This is a genomic window from Tenggerimyces flavus (genome assembly GCF_016907715.1).
In the GTDB taxonomy this organism is placed as follows: domain Bacteria; phylum Actinomycetota; class Actinomycetes; order Propionibacteriales; family Actinopolymorphaceae; genus Tenggerimyces; species Tenggerimyces flavus.
Window position 1 is genome coordinate 6,341,473 of sequence record NZ_JAFBCM010000001.1, and the last position, 24,011, is coordinate 6,365,483.

Genomic DNA, 24,011 nt, shown 5'->3' on the forward strand with positions numbered 1-24,011 from the left:
GGCGGACTCCCGATTGACAAATACGAGCAATCGCTCGTATTTTCAAACACGAGCAGACGCTCGCATTTCCCGTCTATCGTAGCGGAGCGCCTCCATGGACCGTCTCAGCCGCCTTCTCGTCCGTCGCCGGCGCTGGGTGCTCGCCGGCGCCCTCGCCGTCTTCCTGCTCGCCGGCGTGCTCGCGACCGGGACGCTCGACGCGCTGGTGCTGTCGCGATGGCAGTCTCCCGGCTCGGAGTCGATGCGGGCGGCGGCAGTTCTGCAGGAACGGTTCGGCACCGCCAGTGCGAACGTCATGGTGGTCGTCACCGCGAAGCAAGGCACGGTTGACAGCCCGGCTGTCGCCGCGGCGGGCGCGGCACTGACCCGCGAGCTCGTCGACCGGCCCGAGGTGGACGAGGCGACGTCGTACTGGACGGGCGAGCCCGATCCCCTGCTGCGCAGCGAGGACGGCAAGCAGGCGTTGATCGTCGGGTACGTTCCGGGCGACGCGACGACCGCACGAGGCATGCTGGCCGAGCTCGCACCTGACTTCACCCGGGACGACGGGACGGTCACCGTCGAGGTCACCGGACGCGAGGAGGTCTCGCGCCAGATCAGCGCGCAGTCCGCGCAGGACTTCGTGCGCGCCGAGATGATCATCTTCCCGCTCGTTCTGCTCCTGCTGGTGTGGATGTTCCGTGGAATCGGTCCCGCACTGGCGACCGTGGGCGTCGGGCTGTTCGCGATGGTGACGACGATGGCCGCGCTGCGGTTGCTGACGAGTGTCACCGAGATCTCGACGTTCGCGCTGAACATCACGCTCGCGATGGGGCTCGGGCTCGGCATCGACTACTGCCTGATCGTGCTGAGCCGGTTCCGCGAGCAACGCCAGCTCGGCGACAGTCGCGCCGACGCGATCGCGCGGACGGTGGCGACGGCCGGTCGGACCGTGCTGTTCAGCGGGCTCACGGTCGCGGTCTCGCTGCTCGGGCTGTTGCTGATCCCGTTCCCGTTCCTCCGTGCGTTCGCGTACGCGGGGATTCTCGTGGTGGGGTTCAGCATGCTCGGCGCGGTCGTCGTGCTGCCCGCGCTGCTCGCCGCGACGCGCAAGCTGGGCGACCGAGCGCCGCGTCCGTCGCGTGGGTTCTGGCATCGCGGCGCGCTCGCGGTGATGCGCCGGCCGCTGGTGTACGGCGGGACCGCGGCGGTCCTGCTCGCGTTGCTGGGTGCGCCGTTCCTCGGTCTGACGTTCGGGCTGCCCGATGAGCGCACGCTGCCGCCGGGTGCGCAGGTCCGTACGGTCGAGGAACGGATCAACGCCGGCTTCCCGTCCGAGCCCGACGACGCGCTCCAGGCGGTGATTCCGGTGGCCGGCGGGGCCGCCGTCGACCGCTATGCCGCTGAACTGGGGCGCGTCGAGGGGGTCGCGCGGGCGGAGATCGCCGGCCAGCAAGGCGATTCCGCTTGGGTGTCGATCATCCCGACGTCGGAACGGCTTCGCACGGACCCGCTCGGTCTGGTCGCCGACGTCCGCGCGGTGGACGCTCCGTTCGGCGTGCTCGTGGGCGGCTATCCCGCCGAGCTCGCGGACTACCGGCAGGCGTTGCTGGACCGGCTGCCGTGGGTGTTGGCGACGATCTTCGCGTGTACGTTCGTGATTCTCTTCCTGATGACCGGGAGCGTACTGCTGCCGATCAAGGCGACGGTGATGAACCTGCTCAGCCTGTCCGCGATGTTCGGCGTGCTGGTGTGGGGATTCCAGAACGGCAACCTGGCAGGGCTGCTGGGCTTCACGCCGACGGGGACGCTGGAGACGAGCATCCCGCTGCTGATGTTCTGCATCGCGTACGGGCTGTCGATGGACTACGAGGTGTTCATGCTGTCGCGGATCAAGGAGGAGTACGACCGGACGGGCGACAACACCTCAGCGGTCGCGCACGCGATGGAACGCAGTGGGCCGTTGATCACCGGGGCCGCCGCCATCCTCGCGCTGTCGTTCGCGATCTACGCGACCTCCGGCGTTGTCTTCCTGAAGATGCTGGGAGTGGGCCTCGCGGTGGCGATCATCGTCGACGCGACCCTGATCCGCGCCATCCTCGTCCCCGCCTTCATGCGCCTGGCCGGCAAGGCGAACTGGTGGGCGCCCAAGCCGCTACGCCGCCTGCACGCCCGCTTCGGACTCCGCGAAGAGACCGCGACCACCTGAGCGGGGTGTCGCCTTACCCGGCCAGTGGCCGCTCTACCTGGCGTCCACCCCACGTAAAGGGGCAAATGATCATGTAAACATGATCAATGGCCCCAGGGCCGGGCAGGGTGGGGCCGGACCGGACAACCGACCGCCGGACGAAGGATCGAGGCTAGTACGGGCGGACAGCGCCTGCGTCGGCGATCGGCCTGGGGGCGGTGCCTTCGTCGACGCGCATGTAGAACGTGTCGCGGTCCAGCACCTCGAGGCCGATGACCTCCCAGCGCGGCAGGCCGGCTGAGCCGCGGTGCTCGTTCCACAGGCGCAGCGCCAAGGAGGCGGCGTCGAGGATCTCCTCGGCCTGCTCCCAGTACCGCACCTCCGCGCGGTCCTCGCGATACCGAACCGTCAACAGGAACGGGCGTTCCTCGACCAGACGCTCCAGCCCGCTCCGCACCTCGGACGGGTCGTGCGCGTCACCGGCAACCGTCACGGTGACGTGCCACATCCGCGACTCGCCATCGGTCACCGGGCGCCTCCGTTGCGACGTTCGTGCAGCAGAACGAGATCGTCACGATGCACGACCTCGCGTTCGTACGCCGGGCCCAGCTCGCGCGCCAGCTCGCGCGTCGAACGGCCAAGCAGGGCAGGAAGTTCGTCGGCGTCGAAGTTCACCAGACCGCGCGCCACCGCATGACCCGAAGGATCGACGAGGTCCACCGGGTCGCCGTGACCGAACGAGCCCTCGACCGCGGTGATCCCCGCAGGCAACAACGAGGCGCGCCGGTCGCGTACGGCCACCACAGCGCCCTCGTCCAGCAGCAGCCGGCCCTGCGGCGTCGTCGCGTGCTGCAGCCACAGCAACCGGGTCGAACGCCGACGCCCCGTCACATGGAAATGCGTCCCCACCACCGAACCGGCCAACGCGTCGCCGACAGCCGCAGCCGCAGCCAGCACCACCGGAATCCCCGCAGCAGTGGCGATGTCGGCTGCCTCGACCTTCGTCACCATCCCGCCGGTCCCGACGCCGTTGCCCTTCGCCTTACCAACGACGACCCGCGCCAGGTCCTCCGGCCCGCGCACGTCGGTGATCAACGAGGTGCCAGCGCGCCGCGGATCGCCGTCGTACAGGCCCTCCACGTCCGACAACAACACCAGCAGGTCGGCGTGGACGAGGTGCGCCACCAGGGCCGCCAACCGGTCGTTGTCGCCGAACCGGATCTCGTGCGTGGCCACGGAGTCGTTCTCGTTCACGATCGGCACGACGCCGAGCTCGAGCAACCGCGCGAACGTACGGAACGCGTTCTGATAGTGCGACCGCCGCGTGACATCGTCGGCCGTCAGCAGCACCTGCGCGACGCGGAACCCGTGCCGGCCGAACGCCTCGGTGTACCGGGCGACGAGCAACCCCTGTCCAACCGAAGCCGCCGCCTGCTGCGTGGCCAGGTCGCGCGGCCGAGCCTTCAACCCCAGCGGTGCGATCCCGGTCGCGATCGCCCCGGACGACACCAGCACGATCTCGGTCCCGGCAGCACGCCGAGACGCCAGCGCGTCGACCAGCGCGTCGATCCGGGCCGGGTCGATGGCGCCGCGCCCGGTCGTCAGCGACGAGGAACCGACCTTGACGACAACGCGCTGCGCCCGCGTCACGTCCGCACGCAGCTTGCCCACCTACGCCTTCCCGTCCTCGCGTGGTCGCTTGAGCCGGTGCGGCGCGTCCCGACGAGCGACCGTCCGGCTCGTCTTCTGGTCGAGGCGGGGGTCCGAACCCCGCACGCCCTTCAGGTGCTCCGCACCCGTCGGCACCGACGGGTCGAAGTCGAAGACGACCGCGTTGTCGTCGTCGCCGATCAGTACGGTGTCGCCGGGCTCGGCGCCGAGCTCGCGCAGCCGGTCCTCGACCCCGAGCCGGTTCAGCCGGTCGGCGAGGTAGCCGACCGCCTCGTCGTTGGTGAAGTCCGTCTGCCGCACCCACCGCTGCGGACGCGTGCCCCGCACGCGCCAGCCGTCCGTCTCGTGGACGACGGTGAAGTCCTGCTCGTCGACGGCGCGCGGACGCAGCACGATCCGGGTCGCCTCGGGCTCCGGCGTGGCGGCGCGACGCGAACGGACGAGCCGCGACATCGCGTACGACAGCTCGGTCAGCCCCTCGTGCGTCGCCGCCGAGATCTCGAAGACCTCCAGCCCGCGGGCCTCCAGCTCCGGGCGGACCAGAGCGGCGAGGTCACGAGCATCGGGCAGGTCCACCTTGTTCAGCGCCACGATCCGAGGCCGTTCGGCGAGGCCGCCGTGCTTCTCCAGCTCGGCTTCGATCACGTCCAGGTCGGACAGCGGATCCCGTCCCGGCTCGAGCGTGCCGCAGTCGATCACGTGGCAGAGCGCGCTGCAGCGTTCGATGTGCCGGAGGAACTCGTGGCCGAGGCCGCGGCCCTCGCTCGCGCCCTCGATCAGGCCGGGCACGTCGGCGACGGTGAACGACGCCCCGCCGGCGGTCACGACACCGAGGTTCGGCACCAGCGTGGTGAACGGGTAGTCCGCGATCTTCGGCCGAGCCCGCGACAGCGCCGCGATCAGGCTCGACTTGCCGGCGCTCGGGAACCCGACCAGCCCGACGTCGGCGACGAGCTTCAGCTCGAGCACGATCGTCCGGCGGTCACCGGGCTCACCGAGCAGCGCGAAGCCAGGAGCGCGGCGCCGGGTGGAGGCGAGCGAGGCGTTGCCGAGCCCGCCGGCGCCACCAGCGGCGATGACGTACGACGTTCCCTCGCCGACCAGGTCGATCAGCTCGTCGCCGTCGGAAGTCGACACGACCGTGCCGTCCGGAACGCGCAGAACGATGTCGGCGCCATCGGCGCCGGACTTGTTGTTGCCCTCGCCCGGCCGGCCGTTAGCGCCACTGCGATGAGGGGCGTGGTAGAAGTCGACGAGCGTGGTGAGTCCGGGGTCGACCTGGAGGATGACGCTGCCGCCACGGCCGCCGTCACCACCGTCAGGGCCGCCGAACGGTTTGAACTTCTCCCGGTGTACCGAGGTACACCCATGCCCACCGTCACCGCCGGCGACGTTGAGCGTGACGCGGTCGACGAAACTCGGGACCGCCACGGCACACCCTCCTTTCCCACTCCCCTGAGGCCCCCGCCTGCATGCACGTACGTCGCCACCGCAAACCTAGAGGATCTTGGCTTTCCGCACGTGAGAAAACATCAAAGAAGGGCGGGCCGCGTTCGCGGCCCGCCCTTCTCACGAAAGTCTTGCTGCTGTGGTGCTAGGTCAGCTGGCCGGCACTTCCGCCGGAACGATGCTGACGACGCGACGACCGCGCCGGCTGCCGAACTCGACGTGACCAGGAGCCAGCGCGAACAGCGTGTCGTCGCCACCACGCCCGACGTTCACGCCGGGGTGGAAGTGGGTGCCGCGCTGGCGAACGATGATCTCGCCGGCGCCGACGAGCTGGCCGCCGTAGCGCTTGACGCCCAGCCGCTTCGAGGTGGAGTCGCGCCCGTTCCGCGAGGACGAGGCGCCCTTCTTGTGTGCCATCTCGGACTCAGCCCCTACTTGGTCTCGATGCCGGTCACCTTGAGCTGAGTCAGGCTCTGCCTGTGGCCCTGGCGGCGACGGTATCCGGTCTTGTTCTTGAACTTCATGATGGTGATCTTCGGCCCCTTGGCGGCACCGAGGACCTCCGCGGTCACCGAGACCTTGCCGAGCGCGTCGGCGTCGGCCGTGACCGAACCGCCGTCCACGACAAGCACGGCCGGCAGCTGGACGGTCGAGCCGACCTCGTCGGTCAGCTTGTTGACCTCGAGCACGTCGCCGACGGCGACCTTGTGCTGTCGTCCGCCGCTGCGCACGATCGCGTACACCGCAGGTCCCACTCTCTTCGTACGGTCAGAATCGCTCCGCCCAGTCGGGCGAGCAGAAGTAGTCAGCGCACTTCTACGCCGACGTTCGATGGTACATGACGCCCTGTGCGTCAGACCAACTGGCTACCCGCCGGGTGCCGTGGTCCTTTCGCTCTGGCCGTACGTCCCCGCACCCGAGTGACCACGTGCCCCTTCGGCCAGAGGGAAGGGGCCACGTTTCAAGCACCCGGCCCGGAGCGCGCCAGCGCGACCAAGCTACTTGGCGGCGGCCACGCGCTTGCGTGAACGTCGACGCGAACGGGTCGGCACCGGCTCGACGTCGGGCTCGACCGCGTCGGCGACCGATCCCGCCTCGTCCTCCTCGCGCGGCGTCGGCAGCTCAGTCGGCTCCGTGACGTCCGGTTCCTCGGTCACCTCGACCGCCTCGGCGGTCTCCTCTGCCTCGGCAGCCTCGGCGTCGGTCGACTCGGCACCCGGCTGAACGTTCCCGCCGCCACCGCGACGGCGACGCCGCGACCGGCGGCCACCGCCGCCCTCCTCGTCGGAGGAGGAAGACGACGACGATCCAGAGGACGACGCCGCGACGTCGAGGTGCACCTTGATCCCGCGCCCGTTGCAGACGTCACACGGCTCGGAGAACGCCTCCACCAGCCCGGTGCCGATGCGCTTGCGCGTCATCTGCACCAGCCCCAGCGAGGTGACCTCCGCCACCTGGTGCTTGGTGCGGTCCCGGCCCAGGCACTCGACCAGGCGGCGGAGCACCAGGTCGCGGTTGGACTCGAGCACCATGTCGATGAAGTCGATGACGATGATGCCGCCGATGTCGCGCAGCCGGAGCTGCCGGACGATCTCCTCGGCCGCCTCGAGGTTGTTCTTCGTGACGGTCTCTTCGAGGTTGCCGCCCGCACCGGTGAACTTCCCGGTGTTGACGTCGACCACGGTCATCGCCTCGGTCCGGTCGATGACCAACGAGCCACCGGACGGCAGCCAGACCTTGCGGTCCAGTGCCTTCACGATCTGCTCGTCGATCCGGTGCGAGCTGAATGCGTCGTCGGGCGACGTCCAGCGCTCCAACCGCTCGGCGAGGTGCGGCGCGACGTGGCTCACGTACCCCTCGACCATGTCCCAGGCGTCGTCACCGGCGACGACGAGCTTGGCGAAGTCCTCGGTGAACAGGTCGCGGACGACCTTGATCAGCAGGTCCGGCTCGGCGTACAGCAGCTCCGGCGCGTTGCCGGCGCCGTTGCTCGACTTCTTCTCGATCGACTCCCACTGCGCGGTGAGACGGGCGACGTCGCGGGACAGCTCGTCCTCGCTCGCCCCCTCGGCAGCAGTCCGGACGACGACGCCGGCCTCGTCGGGAACGATGTCCTTCAGCAGCGTCTTGAGCCTGTTCCGCTCGGTGTCGGGCAGCTTGCGGCTGATCCCGTTCATCGAGCCGTGCGGGACGTAGACCAGGTAGCGGCCGGGCAGCGAGATCTGGCTGGTGAGCCGCGCGCCCTTGTGGCCGACCGGGTCCTTCGTCACCTGGACGAGCACCTGCTGGCCGGACTTGAGCGCCATCTCGATCCGCTTCGGCTGACCGGAGTGGCCGAGGCCGTCCCAGTCGACCTCACCGGCGTACAGCACGGCGTTGCGGCCGCGGCCGATGTCGATGAACGCGGCCTCCATGCTCGGCAGCACGTTCTGCACGCGGCCGAGGTAGACGTTGCCGATCAGCGACGTCTGGGTCTCCTTGGCCACGTAGTGCTCGACGAGAACGTCGTCCTCGAGCACCGCGATCTGGGTGCGGTCGTGGTGCTGGCGGATGACCATCGTGCGGTCGACCGACTCGCGCCGGGCCAGGAACTCCGACTCGGTGAGGATCGGCGGGCGCCGGCGACCGGCCTCGCGGCCCTCGCGGCGGCGCTGCTTCTTGGCCTCCAGGCGGGTCGAGCCCTCGACCGAGGTGACGCCGCTCTCGTTCGTCCGCGGCTCGCGCACCTTGACGACGGTGTGCTCGGGGTCGTCCGGGGACCCCTCGACGGCCTCGCCCTTGCGGCGGCGCCGACGCCGGCGACGGCGCGAGCCGGTGCCCTCGCCGTCCTCGCCCTCGTCGCTGTCGCCTTCGGCGTCAGCTTCGGCGGGAGCCTCGGCAGCCGGCTCCTCGGTGGTCTCGGTGCCCTCGGCGTCGTCCTCGCCCGTACGGCCACCGCGTCGGCGTCCGCCCCGGCGACGGCGACGACGGCTGGTGCCCTCGTCGGTCTCGGTGTCCTCGACCACTTCGGCGACCTCGGCCACCGGCTCCGGGGCCGGCTCGGCCACCTTCGCGGTCTTCTTCGCGGCCCTCGACGTCGCCTTCGCGGGAGCCTTCGCAGGTGTCTTCGCAGGCGTCTTCTCGGGCGCCTTCTCGGCGGCGGCCTCCTCCGGCAGCTCCGGCGGCTGGAACAGCAGGCTCGGCTGCTGGAACGTCACGGCCGGCGTCGACTTGCGCGCCGGCTTGGCCGGCGTCTCCAGGACGATTTCGGGCTCGGCGGACGGCTCGGTGGTGGGCTCGGCCGCGGCCTCCATCTTCGCCGCGACCTTGCGCGTACGGGTCCGGCGGGCCGGCTTCTCCGCGAGCGCCTCGGCCGGAGCCTCGGCGGCGGGCAACTCGACGAGCGGCACGTCGGCCTCGACGGCCGCGGCCTTCTTGGTCGTCCGCTTGCGGGTGGTCTTCTTTGCCGGCGCGGGCTGCTCTGCAGGCGTCTCGGTGGCAGCCTCAGCTGCCTCCGGCGCCGCGGCGGCCTTCTTCCGGGTGGTGGTACGGCGCCGCTTCGGCGCCGCCTCGCTGGCCGGCGTACCGGCAGCGGTCTGTTCGGTGGTGCTGTTATCGGCGCTGTTCGCGCCCTGCTCGGTTTCGAGCATTCAGTCGCTCTCCTGTCGATCCCCGGGCTTTCTCGCCACACGGGAATCCATCTCTGGCGTCGACCCGGCCGGCGACCGGGGCGACGAAGTCGTCGTGGTCCGGCATCCGTTCGTTCGACTCAGGAAAGAACTGAGCCGGCGGGCGGTGCCGCGACGGCGCCCTGGCCAGCGGCACCGGAGGCGGTGACCGTCGACTCCGCCGCGGAAGCTGCCTCGGCAGAGGCGTCGCGGTCGGGCCCAAGCGGGTCGCTCACGGTGCCGGATTCCTCGTCCCAGGGCCCCTGCGCCAGCCTGGTCGCACGAGGCGGGGCCGGCAACTCGAGGCCAGACACCAGGCGGAGTCCGGCGAGGACATCGTCGGGTCGAACGGCGGGAGTACTGTGCCGGACGACCACGGACAGTATCGCACACGTTTCCACCATCTCGGGTGCGCCGCGCTCTGGAGCACCCAACCGGAGCACCGCTCCGCGCACGTCGAACACGCGGCGTCCGTTCTTGGTCATGCGCTCGACCTCGATCAGGTCGCGCTCCAAGAACGCGCTGGTCGCGGCGTCCACGGCCGCCTGTTCCACGCCTGGCAGCGCGATCTGCCAGTGCGAGGCCTCGAGCCGTTCGGCCAGGCTGGAACCGCTGGCGACGACCACCTCGAGCACGTCCAGCCCGTCCGGTAGCGCGGCGTCCAGGGCCGTACGGACGGCCTCGACGTCGCAGGGAACGGTGACGCCCAGCTCGACGTACTCCGCCTCGCTCGCGCCGCCCGTGGGGGCCGCTCCGGCGTAGGAGATCTTCGGGTGCGGGCTGAACCCGGCCGAGAAGCCGATCGGAACGCCGGCCCGCCGAATCGCGCGTTCGAGCGCCCGCTGGAAGTCGCGGTGGCTGCTGAACCGCAGGCGCCCACGCTTGGCGTACCGCAGCCGAAGGCGTTGGACGACCGGCGGCGTGTTGCGCTCGGGCGGACGGGAAGGGCTCATCACCTGCGACGATATGCGACGGCGACGGCACGTCGGCAGCTACCCTCGACGTCCGGGCCAGGAGGGCGGGGAGATCTTGATCGGCAAGGCGTTCCGGAAGCTGTACTTCGGCCCGTTCATGCGTCCGTGGCGCTGGCCGGACGACGTCGACCGGACGCGCTGGACGCCGATCACCATCCCGCGCGGGCGGACCCACCTCGTCGGGCTGCTCGGCGCCGCCGACCATCGCGACCTCGGCGCGGTCGTCCGCAAGCCGCCGCTCGGCACGGTCGTCCTCGCCCATCCCGCGACCGTCGCCGCGAAGGGGTTCTGGCTGCGGCGCGGGCACGCCGAGCTGTTCCGCAAGCTCGGGTACGACGTGATCGTGTTCGACTTCAACGGCTGGGGTGAGAGCCCACCGGTCGCGATCGACTTCCCCACCGACCTGATCGCCGTCGGCCAGTACGCGAAGGCGCGGGCACCGGAGCGGCCGGTGATCGGCGTGGGTACGTCGTTCGGCGCCGGGCACCTGCTCTGCACGCTCGCGCTGCCGGAGCACCCGTACTCCGCGGTCGTCGCCGAGGCGCCCTGGTACTCGCTGCCGAGTTACTGGCGGCCGTACCTCCCGCAGTACCTGGTGATGAAGCTGTCCCAGGTCCTCTATCCGCGGATGGAACGCAGGCAGCGGCCGATCCGCGCGATGGGCCGGCTGCGGAACGCGCCGCACGTGCTGCTCGTGCACGGCGACCTCGACGAGGTCGCCGCCCCGAAGATCAGCCGCAAGCTGCTCGCCGCCGCGCGCGGTGCCGCGCGGGCGGAGCTGTGGGACGTGCCGAACGCCGGCCACAACGACGCGCTGAAGGCTTCGCCTGAGGCGTATGCCGAACGGGTCGGCGGGTTCCTCGGTCAGGCGCTGCTCGTCAGGTGATCTCGTCTCTTCGCCGGGCGGCGCCCGCGCTACTGGGTTATGTCGCGATCCGCGGGTTTTGCCTTGTGGCGTTGGCTCTTTGGGCTCGGGTGGCGGACGAGTCGGCGTACCGGCTGATCGCGGATCGGTGGGACGCGGTCTGGTACCAGCGCATCGCGGAGAACGGGTACGGCTTCGTGCTGCACGCGCCGGGCGTCGTGCATCCGGACTACATGTTCTCGCCGCTGTACCCGTACCTGATGCGCTTTGTCGCGGCCTGGACGCCGCTGGACCTGCCTGCCGCGGGGCTGGTGCTGTCGTGGCTCGCGTGCCTGGTCGCGGCGTGGGGTGTCTTCGCGGTCGGCGCGCACGTCGGTGGACGGCGCGTCGGGACGATGCTGGTGCTGCTGTGGGCGGCGTTGCCGATCGCGCACGTGCAGACGATGGCCTACACGGAGTCGCTGTTCACCGCGATGGCCGCGTGGTGTCTGTACGCGACGCTGACTCAGCGCTGGTTGGTGGCGGGTCTGCTGGCTTCGTTGGCCGGGCTGACCCGGCCGTCCGCTCCAGCGTTGGTCGCGGCGGTGGGCGTCGCGGCGCTGCTGGAGCTCGTGCGCGAGCGCCGCTTCCTGTGGCGGCCGTTGGTCGGGGCGGCTCTCGCGGCACTGGGGTACCTCGGCTGGGTGGCGTGGGTCGGCATACGGACCGGTGAGCCGCTCGGGTATTTCCACGTGCTCGAGCAGTGGAACAAGTCGATGGATCTCGGGCAGGCCGCGGTCCAGTGGATGCTCGCGCTGCCGCCCTGGCTGGGCGTGGCCGTCGCCGTGTCGTACCTGCTCGTAATCGCTCTGCTGGTGTGGTCGATCGCGCGTTATCCGCTGCCTTCGCTGGCCGTCTTCAGCTCAAGCACGGTGGCGTTGGCGTTGCTGGGAACGGGATACTTCAACTCACGGCCACGGCTGCTCGTCCCCGCGTTCCCGCTGCTGCTCCCGTTCGCCGACCGGCTCGCGCGAGCCCGGCCTTGGGTGCCCGCGCTGGTGCTCGGCCTGCTGACGTTGGCCTCGGCCGCGTACGGCGGCTACTCGCTCGTGGTCGGGCAGGCGCCGCCCTAGGCCTTTGGCGTCCACATCATCAGCCTGTCGGTGGTCGCGAAGCCGGCGCGCTCGTAGAACGGGACCGAACGGGGCGACGGGCTGAGGACGAGGCGGACCAGGTCCTCGTCGCGGGCGAACGTGACCGCCTCCTCGACCAGCAGCCGGCCGACGCCGCTGTCGCGGTGCGCCTCGAGGACGAAGACGTTCGCGATGTAGCCCCACCGGTTCGGCTCGACGCCCGGCCGGGGCATCCGCGTGAACACGGCGAGGTTGAGCATGCCGATCGGGCGGTCGTCGACCGAGGCGATCCAGGCGACCCGCCGCCCGGACTCGGTGGCGAACCATTCGGCGAAGCGGGCTTCGAAGTTCGGGTCGACGACCTCGCCGTTCTGCTCCTCGGTCCAGGCCCTGCGCAGCGTTGCGAGCGCTGGTACGTCCTCCGCGCTCGCCCGACGTACCTTCACCACGGTCACGCGCCCGACTCTGGCAGACCACCGCACCCACCGCCCACCGGTTTTGGATGAAGGGCACCTTCATCCAAACGCCCCGGTGGAGACCGCGAACGTGCCTGGCCGGCTTGGGTCGGGGGCACCCAGGTCCCATAGGTCCGGACAGGGGTGCCCCCGACCCAAGCTCAGGCGGCGGCGAACGGTTGGGGTGAGGGGCCCCCTGGTCCCATAGGTTCGGACCAGGGTGCCCCCGACCCAGCCAGACCAGCACCACAGGTCATCGCGACACACCACCAGCGCCTCAGCCGGCGGTTTGGATGAAGGTGCCCTTCATCCAAACCGCCGGCGGCGGCGCTGGGGCTACTTGGCGAGCAGGGCCTCGCGGCCTTGGGTGACGCCGGCGATCGGGAGCAGCTTCTTGCCGGTCGGGCCGATCTGGATCTCGGTGTCCATCTGCGGGCACACGCCGCAGTCGAAGCACGGGGTCCAGCGGCAGTCCTCGACCTCCACCGCACCGGAAGGGTCGATCGCGTCCTGCCAGTCCTCCCACAGCCACTCGCGGTCCAGTCCCGCGTCGAGGTGGTCCCAGGGCAGCACCTCGGCCTCGTCGCGTTCCCGCGTCGTGTACCAGTCCAGGTCCACCGGCTCCGAAGCCAACGCCTCAGCGCAGGCGGAAACCCAACGCTCGTACGAGAAGTGCTCGCTCCACCCGTCGAAGCGGCCGCCGTCCTCCCACACCGCGCGGATCACGCGGCTCACGCGACGGTCGCCGCGGGACAGCAGTCCTTCGACCACCGACGGCTGCCCGTCGTGGTAGCGGATGCCGATCGCCTTGCCGAACTCGCGACTCGTCCGGATCGCCGACTTGAGCTTGTCCAGCCGCGCGTCCACCGTCTCCCACGCGGCCTGCCCAGCCCACTGGAACGGCGTGTGCGGCTTGGGTACGAAGCCACCGATCGACACCGTGCAACGGATGTCGCGCCGCCCCGACACCTCACGCCCGGTCGCGATGACCTTCTTCGCGAGCTCTGCGATCGCGAGCACGTCCTCGTCGGTCTCGGTCGGGAGGCCGCACATGAAGTACAGCTTCACCTGCCGCCACCCGTTCGAGTACGCCGTCGCGACGGTCTTGATGAGGTCTTCCTCGGACACCATCTTGTTGATCACGCGGCGCAGCCGGTCGCTGCCGCCTTCGGGCGCGAACGTCAGACCCGACCGGCGACCGTTGCGGGACAGCTCGTTCGCCAGCGTGATGTTGAACGCGTCGACGCGCGTGGAGGGCAACGACAGCGAGACGTTCGTGCCCTCGTACTGGTCCGCGAGGCCCTTCGCGACGTCACCGATCTCGGAGTGGTCGGCGCTCGACAGCGACAGCAGGCCGACCTCTTCGAAGCCGGACGACTCGATGCCGTTCTTCACCATGTCGCCGATGGTGGAGATGCTGCGCTCGCGTACGGGCCGCGTGATCATGCCCGCCTGGCAGAACCGGCAGCCGCGCGTGCAGCCGCGGAAGATCTCGACGGAGAACCGCTCGTGCACGGTTTCGGCCAACGGGACAAGGGGTTTCTTCGGGTACGGCCACTCGTCGAGGTTCATCAGCGTGTGCTTGATGACGCGGAACGGCACCCCCGAACGGTTCGGCACGACGCGGCGGATCCGCCCGTCCGGCAGGTAGTCCACGTCGAAGAACTTCGGTACGTACACCCCGCCCGTCGCCGCGAGCCGGAACAGCAGCTCGTCGCGCCCGCCGGGCGAGCCCTCTTCCTTCCACTCGCGCACGATGTCGGAGATCTTCAGCACGATCTCCTCGCCGTCGCCGAGCACGGCGGCGTCGAGGAAGTCGGCGATCGGCTCCGGGTTGAACGCTGAGTGCCCGCCGGCGAGCACGATCGGGTGCTCGTCGCCGCGGTCGCGCGCCTCGAGCGGGATGCCCGCGAGGTCGAGCGCGGTGAGCAGGTTGGTGTAGCCGAGCTCGGTCGAGAACGAGACGCCGAGTACGTCGAACGCGCCGACCGGACGGTGCGCGTCGACGGTGAACTGCGGGATGTCGTTCTCCCGCATCAGCTTCTCGAGGTCCGGCCAGACCGAGTAGGTGCGCTCGGCGAGGATCCAGTCGCGCTCGTTCAGCACCTCGTACAGGATCTGCACGCCCTGGTTGGGGAGGCCGACCTCGTACGCGTCGGGGTACATGAGGGCCCAGCGGACCTGGACGGAGTCCCAGTCCTTCAGGGTTTGGTTGAGCTCGCCGCCGACGTACTGGATCGGCTTCTGCACGAGCGGAAGCAGCGGCTCCAGCTGGGGGAAGATCGAGTTCACGGCCTCGAAGCTCTCGTCGGGGGAAGGGGCAGCTACACGGAGCGGCCGGATCGTCGAAGAAGCCGGACCGTCCACCGTCAGGTTGCGGACCGGCTTTGGCGAAACTGAGCGATCCGGACCGCGACCAGACAAAGCTAGGGTAGCTGGGGACTGGAAGCTTGAGCGGCCCAGTGGCGTTGCGGGATGCGGCCGGCGAGCCTGGCGAGCCGGCCGGCGTCGACGGCGAAGCGCATGGCGGCGGCCATCCGTTCGGGGTCGTTCGCCCTGGTCACGGGCGTGGCGAGCATCACCGCGGCGCAGCCCAGCTCCATCGCCAGCGCGGCGTCGGAGGCGGTGCCGATGCCCGCGTCGAGAACGACGGGAACGTTCGCGCCAGCGACGATCAGCTCCAGATTGTGCGGGTTGCGGATGCCGAGCCCGGTCCCGATCGGCGAGCCGAGCGGCATGACCGCCGCGCATCCGACGTCCTCCAGGCGGCGCGCCAGCACGGGGTCGTCGTTGCTGAACGGGAGCACCTGGAACCCGTCGTCGACCAGCCGCTCGGCGGCGTCGAGCAGCTCGACCGGATCGGGCAGCAGCATCCGGTCGTCGTACACGACCTCGAGCTTGACCCAGTCGGTGCCGAGTGCCTCGCGCGCCAGTTGCGCGGTGAGGACGGCGTCGGCTGCCGTACGGCAGCCGGAGGTGTTCGGCAGCGGCGCGATGTCGAGGCGCTTCAGCAGGTCGAGCAGACCGGGACCGCCGGAGGTGTCGGTACGCCGCAGCGCGACCGTGGTGATCTCGGCGCCGGACGCGACCAGCGCGCACTCGAGGATCGCGAGATTCGCCACTCCCCCAGTGCCCATGATCAGCCGGCTGGAGAACTCCTGGCCGGCGAACAGGAACGGGTCGTCCATGCTCAACCTCCCTGAACGGCGGTGAGGATCTCGACGACCGCGCCGTCGCGGACGTACGTCGTCGGCCACTCCGCACGCCGCACCACGCTGCTGTCGATCGCCACGGCGACACCGGTCTTCGGGGCGTCGACCAGTTCGAGCAACGCGGCGACGGTCAGGTCGCCGGCGAAGTGGCGCGAGGAGCCGTTCACCCTTATTTCCATGGGGATCCTTCCGTGAAACGGATCGGGTCGGCAGCCTTCGCCTCGGGCGGGATCGGCTCGTCTTCGAGTAGCGCGACGACGGTGTCGGCAGTGATCGGGGCGAGCAGGAGCCCATTGCGGTAGTGGCCGGTCGCGACGATCACGCCCGGCTCGAGCCAACCGACCAGCGGGAGGTTGTCGGGACTCCCCGGCCTGAGTCCGGCGGTCACCTCGGTGAGCGCGTACTCGGTGATGCCGGGCAGCAGTTGCTCGGCGTCGTTGAGCAGGTCGCGGACGCCGCCGGCCTTCGGGTGGAGGTCGAAGCCGGACTCGTACTGCGTCGCGCCGACCACGAGCCCGTTCGCGCGCGGGACGAGGTAGACGTGGCGGCCTTCGACGTGGCCGCGGATCGTGCGGGTCGGCGGCGGGAGCGCGCCCGAACGAGCCTCGAGCCGGAGGATCTCGCCCTTGACCGGTCGGACGAGCTTCTCGAGCAGGGGGTGCAGGCTGCCGCTCCACGCTCCGGCGGCGATCACCGTGACGTCGGCTTCGGGGACGGTCGCCGCGAACCGAACCCCAGCCTGCGCAGATGCGTCCCGGAGCGCGCTCAGCAGCTGGCGGTTGTCGACGGACAGGTCGCCGGGAACGTGCAGGCCAGCGCGCACGGCCGGCCCGAGCGCGGGTTCGAGCTGACGAAGGGCGCGGCCGGTGAGCGCGTCGACGTCGCGGCCTCGTTCGGCGACGTACGCGGCGAGCCGGTCGAGCTCGGCGCGGTCGGCCTGGTCGAGGGCGGCGACGATCGTTCCCGCCGTACTCAGACCGGCATCGCCGAGGTCGGCGGCGAACGACGGCCAGCGTTCGAGCGAGGCGGAACCAAGGTCGAGCAGGGATTCCTCACCGTGCCACGCCTCGGTGACCGGGGCGAGCATGCCGCCGGCGACCCAGGAGGCGCCGCGGGCGGTATGCGGGTCGTACAACGAGACGCCGTGCCCGCGCTGGGCCGCCCGCCAGGCGACGGACAGGCCGATCACGCCGCCACCGATGACGACGAGGTGCACCACGAGACCTCACGCTCCCTGCGCCGGCATTACCCGGATCAGGTTCCACGGTCGGAGCGTCCCGCTCCCTCTCAGCCCTGGCGCCGGGCTCCCGTGCGGACGCCTTCTACGCTACCGCAGCCTTGAGAGCGGCCGCGGCCGCGCGGGGGTCCTCGGCCTCGGTGATCGCGCGGACGACGACGATGCGCGTCGCGCCGGCCGCGAGGACCTCGGGCAGGCGCCGCTCGTCGATGCCGCCGATCGCGAACCATGGCCGCTCGGGCTTAGCCGAAGCGGTCGCCCGTACGAGCTCCAGCCCGGGCGCGGGCCGGCCGAGCTTCGTCGGCGTGGGCCAGCACGGCCCGGTGCAGAAGTAGTCGACGCCGTCCTCGACCGCAGCGGCGCTCGCCTGGTCGGTGTCGTGCGTCGAACGGCCGATCGCGATGTCCTCGCCGGCAACCGCGCGGGCGAACGTGACGGGCAGGTCGTCCTGGCCGAGATGGAGCACGTCGGCACCGGCGATCCGGGCGATGTCCGCGCGGTCGTTCACCGCGAGCAGCGCGCCGTGCCGGTGGCAGGCCTCGGCCAGGATCTCGAGCGCCGCGAGCTCCGGCTTGGCCTCGATCCCCTTGTCCCGCAGCTGAATGATGTCGACGCCGCCGGCGAGCGCGGCGTCGACGAACTCGGCGAGATCGCCGCGATCGTGGCGCGCGTCGGTGCAGAGATAGAGGTGGGCGTCGTTGAGGCGCTGGCGGATTTCAGTTGCGTCGAGTCCGGGCACGTACGGCACCCTATGTGGATGCTGAAGACCGAACGCCTGATCCTCCGCCCCTGGCGTCAAGAGGATCGGGAGCCTTTCGCTGCCATGAACGCCGACCCCGCTGTAATGGAGTTCTTCGTCTCGACGATGACCCACGAGGAGAGCGACGGTTTCGTCGACCGCATTGAGGAGGGCTGGGCTCAACGGGGCTTCGGGCTCTGGGCGGCCGAGGAGATCGAGTCCGGGACGTTCCTCGGCTTCATCGGATTCTTCTACCAGACGTTCGACGCCCACTTCACGCCCGCGTTCGAGATCGGCTACCGCCTGGCCCGCGCGGGATGGGGCAAGGGCTACGCGACGGAGGGTGCGCAGGCAGCCGTCCGGTACGGCTTCGAGGAGGCCGGCCTGACCGACATCGTGTCGATGACCTGCGTGCCGAACGTCCGGTCCCAGAACGTCATGCAAAAGCTCGGCATGACCCACGACCCCGCCGACGACTTCGACCACCCGCGCGTACCGGACGGCCACCCGTTCAAGCGGCACGTCCTCTACCGCCTCACCGCCGACCGCTGGCGCGAGCTCGACGCGGCTAACGTGGAGGCATGAACTCCGAACACGCCGCGTTCTGTTCGTCCGAGGAGTGGGCCGAGGCCATCCGGGTGCACGTGATCCCCGGAGTCGTCGGGGCGCTCGAGCTCGGCGAGGACGTCCTGGAGATCGGGCCCGGTTACGGCCCGACGACGGCCGAGCTCCGCCAGCTCACGCCGAAGCTGACCGCGATCGAGATCGACGAGCAGCTCGCGGACCGGCTCGCCGGGCTCTACCCGGACGTGACCGTGGTGCGCGGCAACGCGGCTTCGCTGCCGTTCGAGAACGAGCGGTTCAGCGCGGCGGTGTGCTTCACGATGCTGCACCACGTGACGACGGAGGAGCTGCAGGACCAGATCTTCGCCGAGACCCACCGCGTGCTCCGGCCCGGCGGCGTGTTCGCCGGGTCGGACAGCAGGGCGAGCGACGACCTGCGGGAGTTCCACCACGACGACATCTACAACCCGGTCGACCCCACCGGCCTCGCCGACCGCCTGCGGCGCGCCGGCTTCGCCGACCCGAAGGTCACGGTCGACGAAGACCACTTCATGTTCGAGGCTAGGGCTTGACCCCGACCGCGCGGCACCAGGCGAACGCGAGGTAGGCGGCGGGCGACTCGCCCCACTCCAGCCAGGCCCGCTCCATCTCGGCGAGCTCTTCCTTCGTCGCCAGGTCGTGTTCGAGCGCGGCGTCGGTGTAGCCGCCGGGCACCTGGGCGGCGCGGTCGCGGCCGAACTCGCGGACGGCCGCCGTGGTGCCGTACGGGATCGACTTCGTCGTCGCCTCGACGTCGACGAAGCCGGCTTCGTGCAGCAGGCCGCGCAGCTCGCGGCCGCGGTACGGATCGTCACCGCCGAGCTGCCACAGCCGCTCGCGGATCGCGTAGAACCGGCGCAGCAGCTCGGCGTGCGGTCCGGCGAGGATGAGGCCGCTGTACTCCACCGACGCCACCCCGACCACTCCCCCGGGACGAAGTACCCGTCGCAGCTCGGCCAGTCCGTCGACCGGCCGTTCCAGGGCCTCGAGCATCGAGTGCGCGAACGCCGCGTCGAACTCGCCGTCGGCGAACGGCAGGTCGTACACGCTGCCGTCCTGGAAGGTCACGTTCTCCGTCGGCTCCGCGAAGTCGTCGGCGAGGTCGACGCCGACCACCGAGCCCGCGTACGCGGCCAGGCCGAGCGTGATCTCGCCGTCGCCGCAGCCGACGTCGAGCACGCGGGCCTCAGGACTCAAGCGGGGCAGGAAGAAGTCCGCGTACGTCTCCGCCGACCGGTTCACCTCCACCACCCCCAACGGTTTGAATGAAGGGCACCTTCATTCGAACCTATTGAATGAAGGTGCCCTTCATTCAACGGGCGGCGGGTCACGCGGGGAGCTTCAGGGGGATCGGCGAGCGCAGGGAGATGCTCTCGGTGCGGTACGTGAAGCCGAGACGCTCGTTCAGCGCTCGCATGTCGGCGTTCCCCCGCTGGGTCCAGGTGTAGACCTCGACCAGACCGTTCTCCGCCGCCCACGCGAGCGTGCAGCGCTTCAACGCCGCGGCGACGCCTCGTCCGCGCCAGTCGCGGCGCACCACCGTGAGCGCGTGCTCGGCGCGGGTGGGCTCGTCGGGGTCGAGGTTGAAGCCGGCCATCCCGATCGCCTCGCCGTCGGCGAGCGCGGCGAACGTCGCCTCCGGGTCGGTGATCCAGTCGCCTTCCCAGTCCTCGTACGACACCACCAGGGGCGAGTCGATCGCCATGTCCTCGAACGCCTGCGTGCCGACGTTGTCGTACAACTCGCGCGTCAGGTCCGGCCGTTCGGCCAGCGTCACGATCTCCACACCCGCCGGCGCGGTCGGCCACGGCTCGGTCCCGATCGAGCGGATCTGCTCGACCTGCCGGTCGTACTCGTAGAACCCGAACCGCGTCCCGAACGCCACCGAGCCCGGGTCGTCGGCCATCGTGTCGACCTCGTCGAAGCCGAGCGCCTGCACGTGCGCCACCAGTTCGTGCAGCAAGGCGGTCCCGATCCCGCGGCGCTGGAAGGACGGAACGACGCGCGGCATGACCCAGGAGTGTCCCTTCCGCGAGGCGCGTCCCGCGTGGCCCGAGCCGACCACGGCATCGCCGACGATCGCCAACAGATGCCGGTCGTCCGGCTTGACCCCGCGGATGATCTCCTCGAGCGGGGCGACCCGTTCGTTCGGCGTGACCGCGACTCGGACCTCGCGCCAGGCGCGGAAGTCGGCCTCGCCGTCCACGGGTCGGATCGTCACGTCAGCAGGCATGGCACAGCTCCTCGTGTTCCTTCGTACGGTCGCGTGCCCTGGACCGACATCCCGATCGACATCATGCCCGAGCCCGGGCCCCGCGCGCCCCCGAATTGCGCGAGAGCCCTGCCAGAATGCGCACGTGCATACGGGGACGAAGAGGGCATCCATACTCGCGATCTGCGTCTTGGCCCTGGCCGGCTGCGGCGGACAGCCACCACCGGCACCGAGCCCGACCACCGGCTCGCCGGCGCCGACGGCCAGCGCGTCACCAACCATCACCGCGCCCAGCCCCTCGCCGAGCCCGCTCGACGCCAAGCGGCTCCGCTTCGCCCTCCTCACGCTGGCCGACCTCCCGTCGGGCTGGCGCAAGGTCCCGCCCGGGAGCGAGTCGGAGTCGAAGATCGCGCCGGCGTCCTGCCGCGCGGTGATGCGGCCGCAGAACGGCATCCCGAACGTCACGACCGCCACCGCGGAGTTCCAGCTCGGCGAGGACGGACCGCGACTCACCCACACCGTCATGTCCAGCAAGGACGACCTCGGCGCGTTCGTCGACCGGCTGCGGAACGCGCTGCCCGCCTGCCGCCATTTCACCGGGCTCTCCGCCGACGGGTTCACGACCGAGTACGAGACGACGCTGCTGTCGTTCCCGAAGCAGGGCGACGCGACACTCGCGTTCCGGACGACCGGCCGGCTCCAGGGCGAGCTGTCCGAGCTGCCGTTCGGTGGGAACGTGGTCATGGTCGCCGAGGGCAGCGCCATGACCGCCCTGAGCGCGGCCGGTTTCGACAAGCAGGCCGACGAGGTACGCCTCGAACCACTGCTGGCCAAGGCGCTCGCCAAGGTCGAGTAGCTCAGTCGCTCGCGACCATCCGGCCCGCCACCCGGGCGACCAGCGAGCGGGACGCGAAGTGGCGGGAGAGGAAGACCAGCAGCCGGTTGACGCGCCCGACGACGACGCTGGGCGGAGTCCGCTCGCGGTCCAGCGCACGCAGCGCCGTCGTGACGACCTGGTCGGCCGTGTAAAGGCGCACGCCACGCGCGCCTTCGCCGCCGGCGACGTCGAAGAACTCGGTACGGGTCGCGCCGGGACACAGCGCCATCACCCGCAGGCCAGTACCGCCCGACTCCACCCACAGCGCCTCGGTGAAGCTCAGCACGAACGCCTTCGCCGCGCCGTACACCGCCAGGTGCGGCGTCGACTGATACGCGGCGACACTCGCCACGTTGACGAGGAACCCGTCTCCCCTGGCGCGGAGCGGACCGATGTACGCACGGCACAGGTCGACGACCGCGGTGATGTCCACGGCGATCTCCTGGTGCAGCCGTTCCAGCTCCTCGTCGTGGAACGGACCGGTGGTGGCGAACCCGGCGTTGTTCACGACGCTCGTCACCGTCACACCGAGACGAGTCACTTCCGCGGCCAGGCGACCGCCGGTCCCCGGAACGGCGAGGTCGGCCGGCACGACGTGCACAGTCGCGCCGTACGCGGCACGCAACTCCTCGGCCAACTCCAACAGCCGAGACTCCCGCCGCGCGACCAGCACCAGAGAAGAACCAAGCGCCGCAAGCCGCCGGCTGAACTCGAGCCCGATCCCCGAGCTCGCTCCGGTGACGAGCACCGTCTGCTTCCTGTAATCGACCCTGGCCATCCCGGGAGCGTAGCGGCGTCAAGAACGCGTCAAGAGCTCGTCAAGGCGCGCTAGGGGGTCGCTAACGCTGTGTCACGGCACCAGACCGCGGGCCTTCACTACTAGGCGGACCAACTCGAAGATCGGAGTACCTCCATGGGCGACGTCATTTACGTCGTACTGACGATCGTCGCGTTCGCGATCGTCGCCCTCGTGGCGCGAGGGGCGGCGAAGCTGTGAACGTCGAGAACGTCGTCGGCCTCGTCATCGCCGTACTGCTCGTCATCTACCTCGTCATCGCCCTCATCAGACCGGAGAAGTTCTAGTGAGCAATGGTCTGGCGACCGTTCTCCAGGTCGCGTTCCTGATCGCCCTGCTCGCGGTCGTGCACCGCCCGCTCGGCGACTACATGGCAGGCGTCTACTCCAGCACCAAGCACAGCAGGGTCGAACGCGGGCTCTACCGCGTCCTGGGCGTCAACCCCGACGCCGAGCAGCGCTGGATCGGGTACGCGGCGAGCGTGATCGCGTTCTCGTTCGTCGGGGTGCTGTTCCTCTTCGCGTTCATGCGGCTGCAGGCGTTCCTGCCACTGAGCATGGGGATGTCCGCCGTGCCACCGGACGGCGCGTGGAACACCGCGGTGTCGTTCGTCACCAACACCAACTGGCAGTGGTACTCCGGTGAGTCGACGATGGGCCACCTGGTCCAGATGGCCGGCCTCACCGTCCAGAACTTCGTCTCCGGCGCGGTCGGCATGGCCGTCGCCGTCGCGCTCGTGCGCGGCTTCGTACGGCGGCGGACCAACGAGCTCGGCAACTTCTGGGTCGACCTGGTCCGCGGCTCGCTGCGCATCCTGCTGCCGCTGTCGATCGTCGCCGCGCTCATCCTGCTCGCCAGCGGCGTGATCCAGAACCTCATGGCGCCGACCGAGCTGCAGACGCTCACCGGCGGCGACCAGAGCCTGCCCGGCGGCATGATCGCCACCCAGGAAGCCATCAAGGAGCTGGGCACGAACGGCGGTGGCCCGTTTAACGCGAACTCGGCGCACCCGTTCGAGAACCCGAACGGTTTCACCAACCTGTTCGAGATCTTCCTGCTGCTGCTGATCCCGTTCTCCATGCCCGCGACGTTCGGCCGGATGGTCGGCAACCTGCGCCAGGGCTACGCGATCGTCGCCGCGATGGGCCTGATCTGGGTCGGCTTCGTGATCGCCGCGTACGCCGCCGAGTACGCCCACCCGGGCTCCGCGCTGCAGGCGGCCGGCGCCGCGATGGAGGGCAAGGAAACCCGCTTCGGCGTCTCGTCCTCACCGCTGTTCGCAGTCTCGACCACATTGACCTCGACCGGTGCGATCGACTCCGCGCACTCCTCGTACACAGCGCTCGGCGGCGGCGTCACGATCCTGTCGATGCTGCTCGGCGAGGTCGCGCCCGGCGGGGTTGGAACCGGTCTGTACGGCATGCTGATCCTCGCCGTGCTGTCGGTGTTCGTCGCCGGCCTGATGGTCGGCCGGACGCCCGAGTACCTCGGCAAGAAGGTCGGCGCCCGCGAGATGAAGCTGGTCTCGCTGTACATCCTGGCCACCCCGGCGGTGGTGCTCATCGGCACCGCGGTGGCGATGTCGCTCGACGTCGGACGATCGTCGATCCTCAACCCGGGCCCGCACGGACTGTCCGAGGTGCTGTACGCGTTCGCCTCGGCGAGCAACAACAACGGCTCTGCGTTCGCCGGCCTCTCGTCCGGAACGCCCTTCTACAACACGGCATTGGGCCTGGCCATGCTGTTCGGCCGGTTCATCCCGATCGTGCTCGCGCTCGCCCTCGCCGGCTCGTTCGCCAACCAGGGCTCGGTGCCCGAGAACGCCGGAACGCTGCGTACGCAGTCACCGCTGTTCGTCGGCATGCTCACCGGCGTCACTCTCATCGTCGCTGGGTTGACGTTCTTCCCAGCTCTTGCTCTCGGTCCGCTCGCGGAGGGACTCTCGTGACCACCACCCCTACCCTGGAGAAGCCGGCCGAGCAGTCGGCCGCTCCC

The 24,011-nt window shown here is 70.2% G+C and carries 24 protein-coding genes and 1 riboswitch; of the genes, 8 read left to right on the plus strand and 16 right to left on the minus strand.

What is annotated here, in order from left to right; translation table 11 throughout:
* Positions 1-94: 94 nt before the first annotated feature.
* Positions 95-2,188 carry an MMPL family transporter gene (locus JOD67_RS29785; RefSeq protein WP_205121021.1) on the plus strand — a complete coding sequence of 698 codons (2,094 nt, stop codon included), beginning with the start codon at positions 95-97 and terminating at the stop codon, positions 2,186-2,188.
* 151 nt (positions 2,189-2,339) lie between these two features.
* Here the strand turns inward: JOD67_RS29785 and JOD67_RS29790 are convergent, their stop codons facing one another.
* The 7 genes from JOD67_RS29790 to JOD67_RS29820 all read right to left on the minus strand — a co-directional run bounded on the left by JOD67_RS29790 (position 2,340) and on the right by JOD67_RS29820 (position 9,887).
* Positions 2,340-2,696 (minus strand): DUF8830 family protein, encoded by a 357-nt coding sequence (locus JOD67_RS29790; protein ID WP_307782601.1) that lies wholly within the window; start codon positions 2,694-2,696, stop codon positions 2,340-2,342.
* Positions 2,693-3,838: a glutamate 5-kinase gene (proB, locus tag JOD67_RS29795; protein WP_307782602.1), complete on the minus strand. Its 1,146-nt coding sequence runs from the start codon at positions 3,836-3,838 to the stop codon at positions 2,693-2,695. The genes JOD67_RS29790 and proB overlap by 4 nt, the downstream gene beginning before the upstream one ends.
* Positions 3,839-5,269, minus strand: coding sequence for a GTPase ObgE (gene obgE, locus JOD67_RS29800; protein WP_205121022.1), 1,431 nt, complete (start codon positions 5,267-5,269; stop codon positions 3,839-3,841).
* Between the two features lie 168 nt (positions 5,270-5,437).
* Entirely contained in the window at positions 5,438-5,704 is a 267-nt protein-coding gene (rpmA, locus tag JOD67_RS29805; protein WP_205121023.1) for a 50S ribosomal protein L27, read from the minus strand.
* Between the two features lie 14 nt (positions 5,705-5,718).
* Entirely contained in the window at positions 5,719-6,030 is a 312-nt protein-coding gene (gene rplU / locus JOD67_RS29810; RefSeq protein ID WP_205121024.1) for a 50S ribosomal protein L21, read from the minus strand.
* 255 nt (positions 6,031-6,285) lie between these two features.
* On the minus strand, positions 6,286-8,916 hold the full coding sequence (locus tag JOD67_RS29815; RefSeq protein WP_205121025.1) for an Rne/Rng family ribonuclease: 2,631 nt from the start codon (positions 8,914-8,916) through the stop codon (positions 6,286-6,288).
* A 119-nt stretch (positions 8,917-9,035) separates the two neighbouring features.
* Entirely contained in the window at positions 9,036-9,887 is an 852-nt protein-coding gene (locus JOD67_RS29820; RefSeq protein ID WP_205121026.1) for a TIGR03936 family radical SAM-associated protein, read from the minus strand.
* 13 nt (positions 9,888-9,900) lie between these two features.
* On the opposite strand from JOD67_RS29820, the gene JOD67_RS29825 reads away from it, so the two are divergent.
* A complete protein-coding gene (locus JOD67_RS29825) occupies positions 9,901-10,794 on the plus strand; it encodes an alpha/beta hydrolase (protein WP_205121027.1) in 894 nt (297 codons plus the stop codon).
* 65 nt (positions 10,795-10,859) lie between these two features.
* Positions 10,860-11,885, plus strand: coding sequence for a putative hexosyltransferase (locus tag JOD67_RS29830; RefSeq protein WP_205121028.1), 1,026 nt, complete (start codon positions 10,860-10,862; stop codon positions 11,883-11,885).
* Here JOD67_RS29830 and JOD67_RS29835 read toward each other — a convergent pair.
* The 6 genes from JOD67_RS29835 to thiE all read right to left on the minus strand — a co-directional run bounded on the left by JOD67_RS29835 (position 11,882) and on the right by thiE (position 17,528).
* Positions 11,882-12,340, minus strand: a complete 459-nt coding sequence (locus JOD67_RS29835; RefSeq protein WP_205121029.1) for a GNAT family N-acetyltransferase — start codon at positions 12,338-12,340, stop codon at positions 11,882-11,884. The two genes, JOD67_RS29830 and JOD67_RS29835, sit on opposite strands and share 4 nt — an antisense overlap.
* A gap of 336 nt (positions 12,341-12,676) precedes the next feature.
* Entirely contained in the window at positions 12,677-14,632 is a 1,956-nt protein-coding gene (locus JOD67_RS29840) for a TIGR03960 family B12-binding radical SAM protein (protein ID WP_205121030.1), read from the minus strand.
* A gap of 134 nt (positions 14,633-14,766) precedes the next feature.
* A complete protein-coding gene (locus JOD67_RS29845; RefSeq protein ID WP_205121031.1) occupies positions 14,767-15,528 on the minus strand; it encodes a thiazole synthase in 762 nt (253 codons plus the stop codon).
* A 2-nt stretch (positions 15,529-15,530) separates the two neighbouring features.
* Positions 15,531-15,731 carry a sulfur carrier protein ThiS gene (thiS, locus tag JOD67_RS29850; RefSeq protein ID WP_205121032.1) on the minus strand — a complete coding sequence of 67 codons (201 nt, stop codon included), beginning with the start codon at positions 15,729-15,731 and terminating at the stop codon, positions 15,531-15,533.
* Positions 15,722-16,771: a glycine oxidase ThiO gene (gene thiO, locus JOD67_RS29855; protein ID WP_205121033.1), complete on the minus strand. Its 1,050-nt coding sequence runs from the start codon at positions 16,769-16,771 to the stop codon at positions 15,722-15,724. Before thiO ends, thiS begins: the two co-directional genes overlap by 10 nt.
* Positions 16,767-16,873, minus strand: a riboswitch (TPP riboswitch). Its footprint overlaps the gene before it by 5 nt.
* Before the next feature lies 1 nt (position 16,874).
* Positions 16,875-17,528, minus strand: coding sequence for a thiamine phosphate synthase (thiE, locus tag JOD67_RS29860; protein ID WP_205121034.1), 654 nt, complete (start codon positions 17,526-17,528; stop codon positions 16,875-16,877).
* Positions 17,529-17,546: 18 nt separating this feature from the next.
* Here thiE and JOD67_RS29865 point away from each other — a divergent pair, with 18 nt between their 5' ends.
* Together JOD67_RS29865 and JOD67_RS29870 are read left to right on the plus strand one after the other, a co-directional pair.
* Entirely contained in the window at positions 17,547-18,113 is a 567-nt protein-coding gene (locus JOD67_RS29865; protein ID WP_239554102.1) for a GNAT family N-acetyltransferase, read from the plus strand.
* Positions 18,110-18,664 carry a class I SAM-dependent methyltransferase gene (locus JOD67_RS29870; protein ID WP_205121036.1) on the plus strand — a complete coding sequence of 185 codons (555 nt, stop codon included), beginning with the start codon at positions 18,110-18,112 and terminating at the stop codon, positions 18,662-18,664. Before JOD67_RS29865 ends, JOD67_RS29870 begins: the two co-directional genes overlap by 4 nt.
* Here JOD67_RS29870 and JOD67_RS29875 read toward each other — a convergent pair.
* Both JOD67_RS29875 and JOD67_RS29880 read right to left on the minus strand, forming a co-directional pair.
* The gene (locus JOD67_RS29875) at positions 18,654-19,373 is read right to left on the minus strand and encodes a class I SAM-dependent methyltransferase (protein WP_205121037.1); all 720 of its coding nucleotides are present in this window, start codon (positions 19,371-19,373) and stop codon (positions 18,654-18,656) included. The two genes, JOD67_RS29870 and JOD67_RS29875, sit on opposite strands and share 11 nt — an antisense overlap.
* Before the next feature lie 85 nt (positions 19,374-19,458).
* The gene (locus JOD67_RS29880) at positions 19,459-20,364 is read right to left on the minus strand and encodes a GNAT family N-acetyltransferase (protein WP_205121038.1); all 906 of its coding nucleotides are present in this window, start codon (positions 20,362-20,364) and stop codon (positions 19,459-19,461) included.
* A 124-nt stretch (positions 20,365-20,488) separates the two neighbouring features.
* On the opposite strand from JOD67_RS29880, the gene JOD67_RS29885 reads away from it, so the two are divergent.
* Positions 20,489-21,199, plus strand: a complete 711-nt coding sequence (locus JOD67_RS29885; protein ID WP_205121039.1) for a hypothetical protein — start codon at positions 20,489-20,491, stop codon at positions 21,197-21,199.
* A gap of 1 nt (position 21,200) precedes the next feature.
* Here the strand turns inward: JOD67_RS29885 and JOD67_RS29890 are convergent, their stop codons facing one another.
* A complete protein-coding gene (locus JOD67_RS29890) occupies positions 21,201-21,998 on the minus strand; it encodes an SDR family NAD(P)-dependent oxidoreductase (RefSeq protein WP_205121040.1) in 798 nt (265 codons plus the stop codon).
* 215 nt (positions 21,999-22,213) lie between these two features.
* Between JOD67_RS29890 and kdpF the strand changes: the two genes are divergently transcribed.
* Complete coding sequence (kdpF, locus tag JOD67_RS40540; RefSeq protein ID WP_205121041.1) at positions 22,214-22,303, plus strand: K(+)-transporting ATPase subunit F; 90 nt, start codon at positions 22,214-22,216, stop codon at positions 22,301-22,303.
* The gene (kdpA, locus tag JOD67_RS29900) at positions 22,303-23,964 is read left to right on the plus strand and encodes a potassium-transporting ATPase subunit KdpA (protein WP_205121042.1); all 1,662 of its coding nucleotides are present in this window, start codon (positions 22,303-22,305) and stop codon (positions 23,962-23,964) included. The genes kdpF and kdpA overlap by 1 nt, the downstream gene beginning before the upstream one ends.
* The last annotated feature ends 47 nt before the right edge of the window (positions 23,965-24,011 follow it).

Coding starts and splice junctions, on each gene's coding strand:
- JOD67_RS29785 (WP_205121021.1), top strand. CDS start 95: ATGGACCGTCTCAGCCGCCTTCTCGTCCGTCGCCGGCGCTGGGTGCTC.
- rpmA (WP_205121023.1), bottom strand. CDS start 5,704: ATGGCACACAAGAAGGGCGCCTCGTCCTCGCGGAACGGGCGCGACTCC.
- JOD67_RS29815 (WP_205121025.1), bottom strand. CDS start 8,916: ATGCTCGAAACCGAGCAGGGCGCGAACAGCGCCGATAACAGCACCACC.
- JOD67_RS29820 (WP_205121026.1), bottom strand. CDS start 9,887: ATGAGCCCTTCCCGTCCGCCCGAGCGCAACACGCCGCCGGTCGTCCAA.
- JOD67_RS29825 (WP_205121027.1), top strand. CDS start 9,901: ATGCGACGGCGACGGCACGTCGGCAGCTACCCTCGACGTCCGGGCCAG.
- JOD67_RS29845 (WP_205121031.1), bottom strand. CDS start 15,528: ATGGACGACCCGTTCCTGTTCGCCGGCCAGGAGTTCTCCAGCCGGCTG.
- thiS (WP_205121032.1), bottom strand. CDS start 15,731: ATGGAAATAAGGGTGAACGGCTCCTCGCGCCACTTCGCCGGCGACCTG.
- JOD67_RS29865 (WP_239554102.1), top strand. CDS start 17,547: ATGCTGAAGACCGAACGCCTGATCCTCCGCCCCTGGCGTCAAGAGGAT.
- JOD67_RS29870 (WP_205121036.1), top strand. CDS start 18,110: ATGAACTCCGAACACGCCGCGTTCTGTTCGTCCGAGGAGTGGGCCGAG.
- JOD67_RS29880 (WP_205121038.1), bottom strand. CDS start 20,364: ATGCCTGCTGACGTGACGATCCGACCCGTGGACGGCGAGGCCGACTTC.
- JOD67_RS29890 (WP_205121040.1), bottom strand. CDS start 21,998: ATGGCCAGGGTCGATTACAGGAAGCAGACGGTGCTCGTCACCGGAGCG.